Source organism: Halomonas sp. (assembly GCF_031581305.1).
Lineage (GTDB): Bacteria > Pseudomonadota > Gammaproteobacteria > Pseudomonadales > Halomonadaceae > Halomonas.
This window is the reverse complement of the sequence record NZ_JAVLBC010000011.1, coordinates 14,011-30,531: the sequence shown is the minus strand read 5'-3', so window position 1 is coordinate 30,531 and position 16,521 is coordinate 14,011. Positions and strand designations below refer to the sequence as shown.

The 16,521-nt window shown below is 63.9% G+C and carries 17 protein-coding genes; 8 read left to right on the top strand and 9 right to left on the bottom strand.

Annotation, left to right across the window (positions count from 1 at the left end; genetic code table 11):
- From RI841_RS02230 to RI841_RS02195, 8 genes are all read left to right on the top strand, one after another.
- On the top strand, nt 1-336 hold a 336-nt coding region (locus RI841_RS02230; protein WP_310703923.1), incomplete at its 5' end, for a universal stress protein.
- Nucleotides 337-378: 42 nt separating this feature from the next.
- Nucleotides 379-1,581 carry an MFS transporter gene (locus RI841_RS02225; RefSeq protein ID WP_310703922.1) on the top strand — a complete coding sequence of 401 codons (1,203 nt, stop codon included), beginning with the start codon at nt 379-381 and terminating at the stop codon, nt 1,579-1,581.
- A 110-nt stretch (nt 1,582-1,691) separates the two neighbouring features.
- Nucleotides 1,692-2,876, top strand: coding sequence for an acetyl-CoA C-acetyltransferase (locus RI841_RS02220; RefSeq protein ID WP_310703921.1), 1,185 nt, complete (start codon nt 1,692-1,694; stop codon nt 2,874-2,876).
- A gap of 70 nt (nt 2,877-2,946) precedes the next feature.
- The gene (locus RI841_RS02215; RefSeq protein WP_310703920.1) at nt 2,947-3,501 is read left to right on the top strand and encodes an RNA polymerase sigma factor; all 555 of its coding nucleotides are present in this window, start codon (nt 2,947-2,949) and stop codon (nt 3,499-3,501) included.
- A gap of 89 nt (nt 3,502-3,590) precedes the next feature.
- Nucleotides 3,591-4,601 carry a permease gene (locus RI841_RS02210; protein ID WP_310703919.1) on the top strand — a complete coding sequence of 337 codons (1,011 nt, stop codon included), beginning with the start codon at nt 3,591-3,593 and terminating at the stop codon, nt 4,599-4,601.
- A gap of 18 nt (nt 4,602-4,619) precedes the next feature.
- Entirely contained in the window at nt 4,620-4,856 is a 237-nt protein-coding gene (locus tag RI841_RS02205) for a thioredoxin family protein (protein ID WP_310703917.1), read from the top strand.
- 301 nt (nt 4,857-5,157) lie between these two features.
- Entirely contained in the window at nt 5,158-5,679 is a 522-nt protein-coding gene (locus RI841_RS02200) for an arsenate reductase (azurin) small subunit (protein ID WP_310703916.1), read from the top strand.
- A gap of 15 nt (nt 5,680-5,694) precedes the next feature.
- A complete protein-coding gene (locus RI841_RS02195; protein WP_310703915.1) occupies nt 5,695-8,172 on the top strand; it encodes an arsenate reductase (azurin) large subunit in 2,478 nt (825 codons plus the stop codon).
- A 94-nt stretch (nt 8,173-8,266) separates the two neighbouring features.
- On the opposite strand, the gene RI841_RS02190 is transcribed toward RI841_RS02195, so the two are convergent.
- The 9 genes from RI841_RS02190 to pstC all read right to left on the bottom strand — a co-directional run bounded on the left by RI841_RS02190 (nt 8,267) and on the right by pstC (nt 16,426).
- Nucleotides 8,267-8,587: a chaperone modulator CbpM gene (locus tag RI841_RS02190; RefSeq protein ID WP_310703913.1), complete on the bottom strand. Its 321-nt coding sequence runs from the start codon at nt 8,585-8,587 to the stop codon at nt 8,267-8,269.
- Between the two features lie 3 nt (nt 8,588-8,590).
- Nucleotides 8,591-9,532 (bottom strand): DnaJ C-terminal domain-containing protein, encoded by a 942-nt coding sequence (locus RI841_RS02185; protein WP_310703912.1) that lies wholly within the window; start codon nt 9,530-9,532, stop codon nt 8,591-8,593.
- Between the two features lie 155 nt (nt 9,533-9,687).
- Nucleotides 9,688-10,041, bottom strand: coding sequence for a metalloregulator ArsR/SmtB family transcription factor (locus RI841_RS02180; RefSeq protein WP_310703911.1), 354 nt, complete (start codon nt 10,039-10,041; stop codon nt 9,688-9,690).
- A 196-nt stretch (nt 10,042-10,237) separates the two neighbouring features.
- Complete coding sequence (gene arsJ / locus RI841_RS02175) at nt 10,238-11,467, bottom strand: organoarsenical effux MFS transporter ArsJ (protein ID WP_310703910.1); 1,230 nt, start codon at nt 11,465-11,467, stop codon at nt 10,238-10,240.
- Nucleotides 11,460-12,476, bottom strand: coding sequence for an ArsJ-associated glyceraldehyde-3-phosphate dehydrogenase (locus RI841_RS02170; RefSeq protein ID WP_310703909.1), 1,017 nt, complete (start codon nt 12,474-12,476; stop codon nt 11,460-11,462). Before RI841_RS02170 ends, arsJ begins: the two co-directional genes overlap by 8 nt.
- Before the next feature lie 64 nt (nt 12,477-12,540).
- The gene (locus tag RI841_RS02165; RefSeq protein WP_310703907.1) at nt 12,541-12,966 is read right to left on the bottom strand and encodes an arsenate reductase ArsC; all 426 of its coding nucleotides are present in this window, start codon (nt 12,964-12,966) and stop codon (nt 12,541-12,543) included.
- Nucleotides 12,967-13,095: 129 nt separating this feature from the next.
- Nucleotides 13,096-13,920, bottom strand: a complete 825-nt coding sequence (pstB, locus tag RI841_RS02160; protein ID WP_405000896.1) for a phosphate ABC transporter ATP-binding protein PstB — start codon at nt 13,918-13,920, stop codon at nt 13,096-13,098.
- Between the two features lie 64 nt (nt 13,921-13,984).
- The gene (pstA, locus tag RI841_RS02155; protein ID WP_310703905.1) at nt 13,985-15,151 is read right to left on the bottom strand and encodes a phosphate ABC transporter permease PstA; all 1,167 of its coding nucleotides are present in this window, start codon (nt 15,149-15,151) and stop codon (nt 13,985-13,987) included.
- An 18-nt stretch (nt 15,152-15,169) separates the two neighbouring features.
- Nucleotides 15,170-16,426: a phosphate ABC transporter permease subunit PstC gene (gene pstC / locus RI841_RS02150; protein WP_310703904.1), complete on the bottom strand. Its 1,257-nt coding sequence runs from the start codon at nt 16,424-16,426 to the stop codon at nt 15,170-15,172.
- Nucleotides 16,427-16,521 lie beyond the last annotated feature (95 nt).

Sequence of the window (16,521 nt, the reverse complement as noted above, 5' to 3'; positions counted from 1 at the left end):
GGCGCCGAGGCCTGGGCCCTGGCACTCGCTCCGCGCTTCCAGCGCCGCCTGGCGGTGACCGTCACCTGCGCCTCCGATGGCTGCGATCGCGAGATCGCCGACGCCCAGCGCCATCTGGACAGCATCGCCGAACGTATCGAGGGGCTCGAGACTCGGGTGCTGGACGGCGACCCGCGCCATGTCATCATCGAGGAGGCCAAATGCGAGCACGCTGACCTGATCGTGATCGGCAAGCGCGGGCGCAACCGCATCCAGGAGTTTTTGCTGGGCAGTACCGCCGAGGCCATCGCCCGCGACGCCCACTGCCCGGTGCTGGTGGTGCCCCAGGGTGCCTGATCCGATACACAAGACCGCCTTGAGGCTTATGTCGCCTTGCCCATGTTCCTTCTCCTGACCCGACGCTTCCCGCTGGCCGTCATCGTGCTCGCCCAGCTGTGCGGCACCTCGCTGTGGTTTTCCGTCAACGGCGTGGGGCTGTCGCTGTCGCGGGACCTGGGGCTCTCCGAGGCGGATCTGGGCCGGCTGACGCTCACCGTCCAGGCAGGCTTCATCGCCGGCACTCTGTTCATCGCCACCACCGGCCTGGCCGACCGCTTCCGCGCCAGTCACATCTTTGCCACCTCCTGCCTGGCCGGCGCCCTGGCCAATGCCGGCTTCGTGTTGGTCGCCGACCAGCTGCCCCTGGCACTCACGCTGCGCCTGCTGACCGGGCTGTGTCTTGCCGGCATCTATCCCCTTGGCATGAAGCTGGTGATCGGCTGGGTACCCAGACATACCGGCGCGGCGCTGGCCTGGCTGGTGGGCATGCTGACCCTGGGCACCGCGCTGCCCCACCTGCTGCGCGGCAGCACCCTGGGACTGCCCTGGGAGTGGCCGCTGCTCGGGGCTTCGTTGTTGGCACTGGTGGGCGGCACCCTGGTTCTGGCCCTGGGCGATGGGCCGCACCTGCCGTCATCGAGCGGCAAGGTGCGGCTGCTCGACGGCCTGGCGGCCCTGAGCGACCCGCGCTTCCGTGCCGTGGCCGGAGGCTACTTCGGCCACTGCTGGGAACTCTATGCCTTCTGGACGCTTGCCCCCTTCCTGGTCGCTCGGGAGGTGACGCGACTCAGCGCCCACGAGGCCTGGATTCCCTGGCTGTCGTTTACCGTCATTGCGCTCGGTCTTGCCGGCTGTGTGGGCGGTGGCAGGCTGAGCCGCCACCTGGGCAGCCTATGGGTGGCGCGTCGTGCCCTGGCCGCCTCGGGACTGATCTGCCTGGCCTACCCGCTGATCGGTTGGCTGCCGCCATGGCTATTGCTGATGCTGCTCGCCCTGTGGGGCCTGACCGTGATCGCCGACTCACCGCAGTTCTCGGCGCTGGCCGCAGCCAGCGCGCCGCGCGAGCGAGTCGGCTCGACACTGGCGGTGATGAACGCCGCGGGCTTTGCCCTGACCATCCCGGCCATCTCCCTCACCACGACGCTGTGGGAGCTGCAGGACGCCTGGGTGCTGTGGTGGCTGCTGCCGGGACCGCTGCTTGGCCTCTGGGTATTGCGCCCCCTCTCGACACGCGATACCCCACCCGAAGGCGCCTCACGCTGACCCGTCATCACGGTCTTGGACTCGATGCGTATCACGGTGACACTGCCAGGGATGTGCTATACGGTGAATCACGCCCCCAGATCGTTCCCTTACCGAACGAGGAGTTCGCCATGTCATCTCGCGACGTCGTCATCTGCCAACCCGTCCGCACCGCCATCGGTACCTATAGCGGCAGCCTCAAGGGCACCCCCGCCTCCGACCTGGGCGCGCGGGTCATTCAGGAGACCCTTTCCCGCTCGGGACTCACCGCCGACAAGGTGCAATCGCTGGTGATGGGCCACGTCATCCAGGCGGGCTGCCGCATGAACACGGCCCGCCAGGCCGGTATCGGTGGCGGGCTGCCGGTGGAGGTGCCAGCACTCACCGTCAACCGGGTCTGCGGTTCCGGCGCCCAGGCCGTGGCCAGCGCCGCCCTCGAGATCTGGAGCGGCATGGCCGACTGCGCCATCGCCGGCGGCATGGAAAACATGGACAGCGCCCCCTATGCGCTCCCCCAGGGCCGCTGGGGGGCGCGCATGGGCGACGTGACCATGCACGACACCATGCTGCTCGACGGACTCAACGACGCCTTCAGCGGCAAGCACTCCGGCTGGCACACCGAGGACCTGGTCAGCCGCTACAGCATCTCCCGCGAGGACCAGGATGCCTGGGCCCTGCGCTCCCAGCTGAACTTCTCGAAGGCCCAGCAGGCGGGCCACTTCGACGCCGAGATTGCCGGCGTGGAACTCACCAGCCGCAAGGGCACCACCACGTTCGCCCGCGACGAGCACAACCGCGGCGACACCACCGCGGAGTCCCTGGCGAAGCTCAAGCCCGCCTTCCGCAAGGAGGGCACCATCACCGCGGGTAATGCGCCGGGGCTGAACAGCGGCGCGTCGGCGATGATCGTCGCCGAGCGCGACTGGGCCGAACAGCAGGGCCTCGCCCCCATGGCCCGGCTTGTATCCTTCGGCGTAAGCGCCGTGGAGCCGGGCTACTTCGGCATCGGCCCGGTGCCGGCGGTCAAGCTGGCGCTCGAGCGCGCCGGCTGGTCGGTGGGTGATCTGGACCGGGTGGAAATCAACGAGGCCTTCGCCGCCATCGCCCTGGCTTGCCAGCGCGAGCTCGGCCTGCCGGAAGAGATCGTCAACGTGGAGGGCGGTGCCATCGCCCACGGCCACCCCATCGGCGCCAGCGGGGCAGTATTGACCACCCGCCTGCTGCATGCCATGCAGCGCAATGGTGAGCGCCGCGGCATCGTTACCCTGTGCATCGGCGGCGGGCAGGGCATCGCCCTGGCGCTGGAAACCCTCTGATGACCGGCCGCTGGCACGCTACGCCGTGCCAGCGGCTCATCCCCTGCCATAAGAGTCCCCCTAGAGAGACATGATGACGGCCAAGCCGCACACCCACCCCTGCATCGAGACCGCCTGGCAAGACCACCGAGAGGAGCTTCGGGGTTTTCTGCTCAAGCATAGCGGCGACCGCGATGCCGCCGATGACCTCCTCCAGAGCGTCTATACCAAGGCGCTCGCACACCGTAAGCAGTTCTGCGAGCTGAACTCTCCCCGAGCCTGGCTGTTTCGCGTGGCCCGACATCAATGGATCGATCAGCAGCGACGCGCAAAGCGCTGGACAGGCGAAGAGCCCCCCGAGGTCGCGGTCGAACCGCACAAGACCTCTCCCGTGGAGAGCCTCGTCGACTGCATCAAGCGTGCGCTGCCCGGCTGCTCACCGGAAGATGCCGACATCATCCAGCGGTGCGATCTGGAGGGTATGCGGCAGGCGGACTACGCGACACGTCATGACCTGAGCCTGCCGGCCACGAAGGCGCGACTGCGCCGAGCCAGACAACGGCTGCGTGAGCGGCTGATCGAACAATGCGAGATCGTCTTCGACGAGCAGGGACGCATCTGTTGCCATCGCGCCCACCAAGGATAAGCGAGATTTTTTGCATCGTGCCTGTATCCTTTTGCCTCGTGCTGCGTCTTCTTGTGTGACAACGCCTATCACACAGGGAGAGGATACCAATGTTGGAGGTCTTTACCTGGCTGGCCGACTGGCTGATCTACGGGCTGGCCGGCCTGGATCCCGAAAGCAAGCTCGGCACCTCGCTGCACTTCTTCGTCGAGGACACTACCAAGATCTTCGCGCTGCTGCTGGTGATGATCTACGTAATCGCGCTGATGCGCGCCTCGCTGAACCTGGAGCGAGTGCGTCACTACATCCAGCAGAAGCATCGCCTGGCCGGCTATGGCCTGGGTGCCGGCTTCGGCGCCATCACACCCTTCTGCTCCTGCTCGAGCATCCCACTGTTCCTGGGCTTCACCAGCGCCGGGATTCCACTGGGCATCACCATGGCCTTCCTGTTCACCTCGCCGATCATCAACGAGGTAGCGGTGATCATGCTGTGGAGCCTGCTGGGCTGGGAGTTCACCCTGGTCTACATCGCCATCGGCATGGCGGTGGGCATCGGCGGCGGCATGCTCCTCGATGCCCTCAAGGGCGAGCGCTGGCTGAAGGATTTCGCCGCCAAGGCCTATCAGCAGGCCGCCGAGACGCCACATGGCGACGAGCCCGCGCCCGAAGTGCCTTCCCTCACCCTGAAGGACCGACACGAATTTGCCCGGGACGAGCTCAAGGAGATCGTCGGGCGGATCTGGAAGTGGGTGATCATCGGCGTCGGCCTGGGCGCCGCCCTTCATGGCTTCGTGCCCGACGGCTGGTTCGCCGACTACCTGGGCAGCGGCCAGTGGTGGAACGTGCCCGTCGCCGTGCTGGCCGGCCTGCCGCTCTACTCCAACGCCACCGGCGTCATCCCGGTGATGGAGAGCCTGATTCTCAAGGGCCTTCCGGTGGGCACTACCCTGGCCTTCTGCATGAGCACCGTGGCGGCCAGTTTCCCCGAGTTCATCATGCTCAAGCAGGTCATGCAGTGGCGCCTGCTGGCCATCATCTTCGTCATCCTGCTGGCCAACTTCATGATCGTTGGCTGGCTGATCAACCTGCTGAGCCCCTGGCTGTTCAGCGGTTTTCACTAAATGAAAAGGAGCAAGACCATGAAGAAGATCGAAGTTCTGGGCACCGGCTGCAAGAAGTGCGTCAACACCGCCGAGCAGATAGAGGCCGTCGCCGACGAACTGGGCATCGAGGTCGAGGTGGAAAAGGTGACCGACCCGGCCGCCATCATGGGCTACAAGGTCATGTCGACCCCGGCCGTGGCCATCGACGGCACACTGGTGCATAGCGGCAGCGTGCCGGAGCGCGACAAGATCGAGACCATGCTGAGAGCGTGAGCCCGGCATTTCGGGGACCCGATGATGCATCGTCATCGGGCCCTTTCCGAGATGCGCCCACCGGACTATCTTGATCTGTATCAAACAGATCCGACACACGGAAGCACACACCAAGCGGCCAAGACAAGAGGTGGCCTACACTTTTGGTCGAAACATAGCGCTTACTCGGCCATCCGCCCTTGCAGGCCTGCCGGGGCAAAACTAGTCTGAAATCTGGATTCTAAAATCCACATATCCATATATCACTCCCGCACCACCCGACGACTCGGGCTTCCCTACAACAACACCGGAGTGCCAGACGATGTCACGATTGAGCCGCCGTAACTTCCTGAAGTTGACTGGCAGCAGTGCTGCCATCGGTACCCTGTCGCTGTCACCTATTGCCAAGGCCCAGCAAGACCAGAGCCCCGCAGCCACCGGCAGCACTACCCTGCCCTACCCACGTGACGTGGTCGCCCGGCTGGGAGATGTCGCCGTCAATCAGCCCATCTATTTCAACTACCCCGACAATCGTTCCCCCTGCGTGATGATTCGCAAGGGCCGCGAGGTCAAGGGCGGTGTGGGTCCGGACAGGGATGTGGTGGCCTACAGTACCCAGTGCACGCACATGGGCTGCCCGGTCAACTACGACCAGGAGGCGGAAACCTTCAAGTGTCCCTGCCACTACAGCATCTTCGATCCCGATAACGCCGGCCAGATGGTGATCGGCCATGCCACCGAGAGCCTGCCCCGGATCATTCTGGAGTATGACGAGGCCGAAGATGCACTGCTTGCCGTGTCGGTCGATGGCCTGATCTATGGCCGTCAGGCCAACATCATCTGAACCGGGAGAACAACAATGACGCAATTCAAGGACCGTATCCCTCTGCCCCCGGCAGATGCCCAGAAGACCAATATGGCCTGCCACTTCTGTATCGTCGGCTGTGGTTACCATGTCTACAAGTGGCCCGCCAATCAGGAAGGCGGCAGGGCCGCCAACCAGAATGCGCTGGGACTCGACTTCACTCGACAACTTCCTGCCATGCAGCTCACCATGACGCCGTCCATGGTCAACCGGATCAAGGATCACGATGGCAGGGAACACAACATCATGATCCTTCCCGACAAGAACTGCAGCGTGAACCAGGGCCTGTCCTCGACGCGAGGCGGCCAGATGGCCAGTGTGATGTATTCGGAAGGAACCCCAACCGGCGAGCGGCGCCTCAAGTATCCGCTTGTGTACAGCGGAGACGACTGGGCCGAGACCAACTGGGAACGCTCCATGGCCCTGTACGCCGGGCTGACCCAACGCATCCTCGATAACGATGGCGCCGACCAGCTGTTCTTCAACCTCTTCGACCATGGCGGTGCCGGCGGCGGTTTCGAGAATACCTGGGCGACCGGCAAGCTGATCTTCACCGGCATGCAGACGAAGATGGTGAGGATTCACAACCGTCCTGCCTACAACTCGGAATGCCACGCGACCCGCGACATGGGCATCGGCGAGCTCAACAACAGCTACGAGGATGCCGAGATAGCCGACGTCATCTTCTCCATTGGCGGCAACTCCTACGAAACCCAGTCGAACTGGTTCCTGGCCCATTGGGAGCCAAACCTCAACGGCTCCAACCGCAGCAAGAAGAGCGAATGGTTCCCGAACGAGACCAACGACAAGGGTCGCGTCATTCTGGTCGACCCCCGGCGTACTCCCACCGTGGCGATCTGTGAGACCGTTGCCGGCAAGGAAAATGTCCTGCACCTGGCAATCCAGCCGGGCACCGATACCGCCCTGTTCAATGGGCTGCTGACCTATGTGGTCGATCAGGGCTGGCACGACCAGACCTTCATCGACGAGCACACCAGCGGTTTCGAGGAGATGCTCGCCGCCAACCGTATGGAGCTGGACGAGTGTAGCCGCATTACCGGCTTGGATCGCGCCGATATCATCAAGGCCGCCGAGTGGGCCTACAAGCCCAAGACCAGTGGCCATGCTCCGCGCACCATGCACGCCTACGAGAAGGGCGTGATCTGGGGCAACGACAACTATCGGATTCAGTCCGCCATCGTCAATCTCGTGGTGGCCACCCATAACGTCGGCCGCCGCGGGACCGGCGTCGTGCGCATGGGCGGCCACCAGGAAGGCTATACACGCCCGCCTTATCCCGGCGGACGCCCAGCGCCCTATATCGACCAGGAATTGATCAAGGGCAACGGCATGATGCTGACGGTCTGGGCCTGCAATGCCTTCCAGACCACCCTCAATGCCGAGACCTATCGCCAGGTGATCAAGCGCCGGGCCGCCATCGTCAACCAGGCGCTGGCCGAGGCGCGTGGCGCCACCACCGAGGAGCTGATCGATATCGTCTATGATGCCGTCAAGAACAAGGGCGGCCTGTTCATCGTCGATATCGACCTTTACCGCACCAAGTTCGCCGAGTATGCCCACCTGGTATTGCCGGCAACCCATCCCGGGGAGATGAACCTGACCTCCATGAACGGCGAGCGGCGGCTGCGGCTATCCGAACGCTTCATGGACCCTCCGGGCATCGCCAAGCCGGATTGCCTGATCGCCGCCGACATGGCCAATGCCCTCAAGCAACGCTACGAAGCGGCAGGCAACGCGGCGATGGCCGAGCGCTTCGCCGGTTTCGACTGGACGACCGAGGAGGATGCCTTCAACGACGGCTTCCGCATGGCCCACGAGAAGGAAATCGACAGCCAGGGCGGAGCGACCGGTCACCTGGCCACCTATGATCGCCTGCGCGTGGCCGGCAACAACGGCGTCCAATTGCCCATCAAGGAGTATCGGGACGGCAAGCTGATCGGCACCGCGATGCTCTACGCCGACAATAACTTCGATACCGACGACGGCAAGGCGCATTTCCAGCCATCGCCCTGGAACGGTTTTCCCGAGGTGATCGAGCGCCAGAAGGAACGCTTCGACTTCTGGATCAACAACGGGCGAACCAACCAGATCTGGCAGTCTGCCTACCATGACCAGCATCTGGCCTTCCGCAAGGGCCGCTACCCCATGGCGCCGATCGAGATCCATCCCCAGGATGCCAAGGCCCTGGGTATCGACAATGGCGATATCGTCGAGGTCTACAATGACTACGGCGCCACCACGGCCATGGCCTACCTGGAACCCGACCTGGAGCAAGGGCAGGTCTTCATGATGTTCGGCTACCCCAATGGAGTGCAGGGCGACGTCGTCAGCGAGTGGACGGATCGCAATCACATTCCCTACTACAAGGGCACCTGGGCCAATCTTCGTCGGATCGGGGCCAATCCTGCCTACCTGCGAGAGGTGTCCTTCAAGGGTCGGCGCTATTCCTGAGGCCAGCGCGCCTTCACCGACGAGCGAAGCATGGGGGGCGGGAGCCAGGAGACTCCCGCCCCTTCTTTATGCCGCAGGGCATGACAATGGGTAATCAGTGCTCGTCATCCACCCGTCCTGCGGCTCGCAACCGCTCCCTCAGGCGCTGGTTCTCCTCGATCAGGTCGGTTGCCAGGGCGGCGAGTTCGGGCGCTGCCTCGAAGTCGCGCTCCAGCTGACACAGTCGTCGGGCACGGGTCAGGTCATGGCTGGTGAAACGCCAGCTCGCCACATAGGGCGAACCATCGGCCAGCAGGCCGCTCTCGATGCGCTCGACGACCCACTCGGTTTCTACCGAGCAGGCGCGCGCCAGATCCTCCAGGGTGAGGGTCGCCTCGTCGATCAATTCACCGCTGACAATACGCTGCTGCGCCATGTCCTAGCCTCCTTTCCGTTGGCGCGGATCGAAAGCGAGTTCATGCGCCATGGTTTCATAGAGTTCCCGTGCCTTGTCAGTATCGGCCGGGGGCAGCACCACTTCGAGTTCCACATAAAGATCGCCCGGCTCCGGCCCCGGGATACCACGCCCCTTCAAGCGTAATCGGCGACCGGTCTGTGACCCGGCAGGCACCTTGAGCTTCACCACCCCCGAGGGGGTCGAGGTTTCGATGCTGGCTCCCAGAGCGGCCTCCCAGGGCGTTACCGGTACCGTTTGATACACATCCCGCCCCTCGACCCGATAACGCGAATCCGGCGTGAAGTGAATCTCCAGATAGAGGTCACCCGCCGGGCCGCCTCCCATACCGGGACTGCCTTGCCCCGAAAGGCGAATATGCTGGCCAGCCCTGATGCCCTTGGGTATCCGTACGTTGAGGGTGTGCTCTCGGGAGACCACGCGCCCTTGCGCATCGATCTGGGGCACTTGCAGGGTGATCGACCGGGTCGCGCCCTGGAAGGCGTCCGCCAGGTCGATAAACACCTTGGCATGACGATCCTCGCCACGCATCTGATAGCCGCGGCCCCCTCGCCCTGCCCGGCCACCCTGGCCGAACAGGTTGGCGAAGAAGTCGCTGAATTCACCGAGGTCGGCCTCCTCGAAACCACGCCCGCTGTGCTCGAAGCCTGCATCCCAGTCCGGTGGCGGTTGGAAATCCTGGCCCGACCGATACTCCTGAGCCAACTGGTCATAGGCGAGACGCTTCTCCGGATCGGTCAGCACCGCCTTGGCCTCGTTGATCTCCTGCATCCGCTGTTCGGCCTCGGGCTCCTTGCTGACATCAGGATGAAACTTGCGTGCCAGCTTGCGATAGGCCTTCTTGATTTCCTCGGGCGTCGCGGTCCTCGCGACACCGAGCACCTGGTAGTAATCCTTGAATTCCACGTGTGAAAGCTCCGGCAGAGACCATGGCCCTCCAGGAGCGCGATGACACAGAGGACGCTCCTGAAAGGATCCAGCAGTGTACTTCAAGGCTAGTCGACAATGGCCGAACGCGGTGGAGAGCGGGTAGTGGAGGCGAGGGGAAAAGCAACGGCGTTTCAGCACATCACCAGGCGACGCTCGGGCCGGTTACCCATGTCAGCAAGGCGAACCTGAAGGCTAGAGAGGCGCTCCTCCTGGCCTTTATCAGCCGCCAGCAGCACCTCATCCACCCAGCCCGGCAGTGCCTCGGAGAGGCGATAGTAGACCCACTGCCCCTCACGACGATCGTTGAGCAGGCCGCAGTTGCGCAGTTGGGCCAGGTGGCGCGACACCTTGGGCTGAGATTCCTCAAGGGCGTGGGTCATCTCGCAGACACACAACTCCTCCTCGCGGCGAATCAGCAACGTCAGCATCAGGCGCGTCTCGTCACCCAGGCACTTGAACAGTCTTGCGGGATCAAGAAGGGTCAAGGGCTATCCCCCAGCGGTCGATTAAAGGCTGTATTTTACGCCAAAGCGACCCGACCCGACAGCGACCGAGGGTCGGAGACAGGGCTATTGCAGTTGGCTTTAGCGAGGAGCGCCGGGAGATAGTAGCTGGAGGCCCAGGCCAGGGTCTGGGTGGTGCCCAGTGTCAGGGTCAGTGTGAGCGGGGGATAGCGAGGACTCATCGCTCCGTGGCTTCCCGTGGCAGCGCCAGGGCCATCAGCGCGCTGGCCGCCACCAGTGCCGCCGAGATCCACAGGCAGGCAGCCAGCCCGTAGACCTGATAGACCCAGCCGGAGAGCAGCGTGCCCAGCAGGCGACCCATGGCGTTGGCCATGTAGTAGAAGCCCACGTCCATGGAGACGCCGTCAGCGCGAGCATAGTGGACGATCAGGTAGCTGTGCCAGCTTGAGTTCACGGCGAACAGCGCGCCGAAGGCCAACAGCCCCGCGACCAGCCAGCCCACCTCGGCCAGGGGCAACAGGGCCAGCAACGCCGGCAGGCCGGCCAACGCCAGCGCCCAGAACGCTGTGATAGCACGAGCCCCGCCCTTTACCAGACCGGTAAGACGAGGCGCCTGAGTCTGGACGCCGCCGTAGCCGATCACCCACACGGCCAGCAGGCCGCCCACCGTCCAGTGGCTCCAACCATGCTGGTCATAGAGGAATACCGGCAGCGCCACCACGAACCAGACGTCCCGGGAGGCGAACAGGCACAGCCTTGCCGCCGAGAGCACGTTGATGGCCCGCGACGTCGAGAACACCTCGGAAAACTTGGGCTTGACCTTCTGGCGGCCGAGGTCGGCCTTGAGCCGGACCAGCGACAGGGCGAGCACTCCCACCAGCATCAACGCCATGGCGATCACGGCGCCACGGAAACCGATCAACGTCAGCAGCACACCACCGAGGAAGAAGCCGGCACCCTTCAGCGCATTCTTTGAGCCGGTGAGGATCGCCACCCAGCGGTAGAGCGAGCTCTGGGCACTGGCACTGTCCTTGGGCACCAGCACCTTGACCGCGCTCTTGGCGCTCATCTTGTTGAGGTCCTTGGCAATGCCCGAGAGGGCCTGGGCGGCCATCACCCAGGGCACGGTGAGGGACGCAGCGGGCACCATCAGCATGGACAGCGCCACGATCTGCAGCGCGAGCCCAACGTTCATGGTGCGGTTGAGTCCCAGGCGGGCGCCCAGCCACCCCCCTACCAGATTGGTGACCACGCCGAAGGCCTCATAGAAGAGGAACAGCAGCGCCACTTCGAGCGGCGTGTAGCCCAACTGGTGAAAATGCAGTACCACCAGCATGCGCAGGGCGCCGTCGGTGAGCGTGAAGGCCCAGTAGTTGCCGGTGATCAGCAGGTACTGACGCACCTCGAAGGGCAGCGACTTGAGTCGTGTGCTGAGCGATTCAACCACGCCCCACCTTCAGGGCCAGCTCGGCGGTGCGATTGGCGTAGCCCCACTCGTTGTCGTACCAGGCGTAGAGCTTGAGCTGGGTACCGTTGACCACCATGGTCGAGAGGGCATCGATGATCGAACTGCGGGGGTCGGTGCGGTAGTCGATGGAGACCAGCGGGCGCGCCTCGTAGCCCAGGATGCCGGCGAGCTCGCCCTCGGCGGCGGCCTTGAGCGCCGCATTGACCTCCTCCACCGTCACCTCGCGCTCGAGCTCGAAGACCATGTCGGTGAGCGAGGCGTTGGCCAGCGGCACGCGGATGGCATGCCCATTCAGCTTGCCAGTCAGCTCCGGGAAGATGGCGGTAATCGCCTTGGCCGAGCCCGTGGTGGTGGGGATCAGGCTCATGCCGCAGGCCCGGGCCCGGCGCAGGTCCTTGTGGGGGGCATCGAGGATGGTCTGGGTGTTGGTGATGTCGTGCACCGTGGTCATGGAGCCGTGGCGGATCCCGAACGTCTCGTGGATGACCTTGACCACCGGCGCCAGGCAATTGGTGGTACAGCTCGCCGCGGTGACGATGCGATGGACGTCGGGGTCGTATTTGTCGTCGTTGACGCCCACCACCACGTTGAGCACGCTCTCCTCCTTCACCGGCGCGCTGACCACCACCCGCTCGACGCCCTGGTCGAGATAGGCCTGAAGCGCCTCCGTGGTCTTCATCTTGCCGGAGCACTCGATGGCGACCTGACAGCCGGACCAGTCGCCCTCGTCCAGGGCCCGGTGTGCACTGAAGGCGATACGACGACCGTCGATCAGGATGGCATCCTCCGAGGCCTGGATGCCCTGCCCCGGTGACCAGTGGCCGTGGACCGAGTCGAACTCGAGCAGGTGGGCGAAGGTGGCCGCGTCGCCACCCGGATCGTTGATGCGCACCAGATCGACTTCGCCGGCCTCGACGCGGGGCCAGAGGCTGCGCACCACCAGACGACCGATACGGCCGAAGCCATTGATGCCGATGCGTAGTGTCATGATGTCCCCTTCGAATGCAATGAAACACTGGGCGTGATGGGCAAGAAAACGCTCCCTGTGATCTTCAGCGCTGAATGTCGTCGCGCGCCTTGATCTGCAGCCACAGCGAGAGTCGCTGGCGAATCTCCTGCAGGGCCTGTTCGTAGGCATCGGCACGACCGATCAGACGCGGGTCGCGAATATCCCAATAGAGGTGCTCGTCGCTGGTGCCCTGCCAGTCGCGGCAGGCCTGCTGGGCCTTGTCACAGAGCACGATCACCACCGCGAAGTGTTCGCCGGCGAAGTCGTCCAGCGACTTGCTGGCCAGCCCCTCGGTGGAAATCCCCTGCTTCTCCAATGCCTGAAGGGTTAGCGCAGCGGGCTCATCGGGCTCGCTGCCCGCACTGAAGGCCTCGAAGCGCTCGCCGGCCAGATGGCGCAGGAGGGCCTCGCCCATCAACGAACGGGCGGAGTTGGCATTGCACAGAAAAAGCACGCGCTGTTTCGCCATGGGAGTGGCTCCTGACAACATATGGAATCTCATATATAACGCAACGGGATGTCAATCCTATGACAGCGTCAACGACGATGGGGAGGCCGAAGCCTCCCCATCCGTTATCACCTGCCGGCGACGGAATCATTAACCGTAGCGGCCGGTGATGTAGTCCTCGGCCTTCTTGGTGGCCGGGTTGGCGAACATGGTCTTGGTGTCGTTGTACTCGATGATCTCGCCGAGGTGGAAGAAGGCCGTATAGTCCGCCACTCGCGCCGCCTGCTGCATGTTGTGCGTCACGGTGATAATGGTGAACTGCTGCTTGAGCTTGTCCATCAGGTCCTCGATGGTCGCCGTGGAGATCGGATCCAACGCTGACGTCGGCTCGTCCATCAGGATCACGTCGGGTTGTACGGCGATCGCCCGGGCAATACACAGGCGCTGCTGCTGACCACCGGAGAGAGAGGTGCCCGGCTGGTGCAGTTTGTCCTTGACCTCCTCCCACAGGCCGGCGTCGCGCAGCGCCTTCTCCACCAGTTCATCCTGCTCCGGCTTGCGACTCACCAGGTCATGCATGCGCGGCGCGTAGACGACATTGTCGTAGATCGACTTGGGAAAAGGGTTGGGCTTCTGGAACACCATGCCCACCCGGCGGCGCAGCGCCACCTCGTCCATCTTGGCGGCGTTGACGTCGTGGCCGTCCATCTCCACCAGCCCCTGGACCCGCACACTGGGTATCAGATCATTCATGCGATTCAGGCAGCGCAGGAACGTCGACTTGCCGCAGCCAGAGGGACCAATCAGTGCGGTGATATTCTTCTGATAGATATCGATGTTGAGGTTCTTGAGCGCCTGCGTTTCGCCATACCAGAGGTTGAGGTCGCGGACGCGAATGCTCAGCTCATGGTGGGCGTCGGTATTGCGGGTCACCGGCTGACCGGGTTCGGGGGGGGAGCTTTCGTGACGTGACATCGGCGCGGTACTCCGCTCGGCAACGTGAATGTTCATCTTTGGATACCCTGTAACGTAGCGTGGCCTACCAGCGGCGCTCGAATTTCTTGCGCAGGATGACGGCAGTGGCGTTGAGGAAGATCAGGATCGCCAACAGCACCAGGATCCCCCCGGCGGTCTTCTCGACGAAGGCTTGCTCTGGCTCGCCCGCCCAGGTGAATATCTGCGCCGGCAGCACGGTGGCAGCCTGGGTGAAGGACGCCCCCACATCGGGAATGAAGGCCACCATGCCGACAATGATCAATGGGGCCGTCTCGCCCATGGCCTGGGCCAGGCCGATGATGGAACCGGTCATGATGCCCGGCATCGCCAGCGGCAGCACATGGTCGCGCACCACCTGCCAACGCGAGCAGCCCACCCCGAAGGCAGCGTGGCGGATCGAATCCGGCACGCTGCGCAGGGCCGTGCGGGTGGCGATGATGATCACCGGCAGGGTCATCAGCGCCAGCGTCATGCCGCCTACCAGCGGCGAAGAGCGCGGCACCCCGAAGAAATTGATGAAGATGGCCAGGCCAAGCAAGCCGAACAGGATCGAAGGGATGGCCGCCAGATTGTTGATATTGATCTCGATGATCTGCGTCAGGCGGTTGTCGGGGGCGAACTCCTCGAGATAGACCGCCGTCATCACACCAACCGGAAAGGCGATGGCCAGCGTCACCAGCAAGGTCATCACCGTGCCCACGGCGGCAGAGAGAATGCCCGAGGCTTCCGGCATCTTGGAGTCGCCGCTGGTGAAGAAGGTGGTGTTGAACTTGAGCTCCGCCCGGCCCTGTTCGACCAATGAATTGATAGTGGCTTTCTGGGATTCACTAAGCTTGTCACGGTGTCCCTTGAGGTACTGGTCCACCTCGCTGTCGGCAAGCACCCAGCGAGTCTCGGTGGTACCCAGCAGCTCGGGGTTGTCGCGCATGCGGACCGGGATCAGACGCTCGAAGGTACGGCTCACCAGGCGCGACACTTCCGGGTCCAGAGCGGCACGCCCCATGCGCTGGGCGTCCTCGTTGTAGTCGATCTCCACCTGGATCTGTACCTGCTGGAAGGCCGGCAGCCCTTTGGACAGCATGTCGGCGAAGAACAACACCAGGAAGATGCCCGCGAGCCCCAAGGCCCCCATGGAAATCCACTTCAACCGCGACGATTGGCGATGGCGACGGCGCAGCTGAGCGCTGATGTCCTCGAAGGATTGTCTCATCTCGGCGATTCCTCGGCGTTACAGGTTGTTGACGCGATACTTCTCGCGGAAGCGGCGGATCATGAGTACCGACACCAGATTCAGGCTGAGCGTGACGGCGAACAGCACCAGCCCCAGGGCGAAGGCGGAGAGCGTCTCGGCGCTCTCGAACTCCAGGTCACCGGTCAGCGCGGCGACAATGCGCACCGTCACCGTCGTCATGTCTTCCAGCGGGTTGGCGGTGAGATTGGGCCGCATGCCCGCTGCCATCACCACGATCATGGTCTCGCCCAGCGCCCTCGAGACCGCCAGCAGCGAGGCGGAGATGATCCCCGGCAGCGCTGCGGGAATGACCACATCGCGGATGGTCTCGCCCTTGGTCATGCCCAGTGCCAGCGAGCCCTGGCGCATGCTGTCCGGTACCGCACTGATCACATCGTCGGAAAGCGAGGAAATAAAGGGGATGATCATGATGCCCATCACCACCCCGGGCGCCACGGCGTTGTTGAAGGAGGCGTCCAGGCCGAAGAAGCCGGCCACGTCAACGATGAGCGGCGCCACCGTGATGGCGGCGAAGAAGCCATAGACCACGGTGGGAATGCCCGCCAGCACCTCGAGGGTCGGCTTGGCCAGGGTGCGCACCCGTGATGGAGCAAATTCCGCCATATAGACGGCCGAGAGCAGGCCCACGGGAATCGCCACCAGCATGGCGACGGCCGTGATCATGAAGGTGCCGGCGAACAGCGGCACCGAACCGAACTGGGCAGCGCTCCCCCCCTCGTCGCCGCGTCCCGCGGCGGCCAGGAAGCTGGCGCCAGGGTTCCAGACCGTGCCGGTGATGAAGTCCCAGAAGCTGTGCATCTGGAAGAAACGCAGCGCCTCGAAGACGATGGAGAAGAGGATACCGAAGGTGGTGAAGATCGAGATCAGCGCCGCAGCGACCAGCACCCAGCGAATCACTCGCTCAATGGCCTGACGAGCGTGAAAGTCGGGCTTCACCTGGCTCATCCCCACCATCAGGCCCACGGCGGCAATGACCAGACTGCCGGCCAACAGATAGAAGGTGGGAATATCAGCCCCCAACAGCAGCATCAGGAAAGCCCCGATGGCACCCACGGTGATCGCCGGGCCGGCGGTGGCGAGCACGGCGAACCAGGCGTACTGATCGGGCTGAGCATACATGGCCGTGCCGCTGGCGCGTACCCGCGCGGCCTTGGCACGCCCCAGGAAGAAGGCTATCAGACCCAGCAGCAGCAGGACGCCGCTGAACATGGCGAGGAGTTGGTTGGTCTGCATAGGTCTCTCTCGGTGGATAACAACGGCAGCATAGCTGCCATAACGTGAGACGGCCGGCAGCCGTGGGCTGCCGGCCGGATCAGGCATCCCTGCCC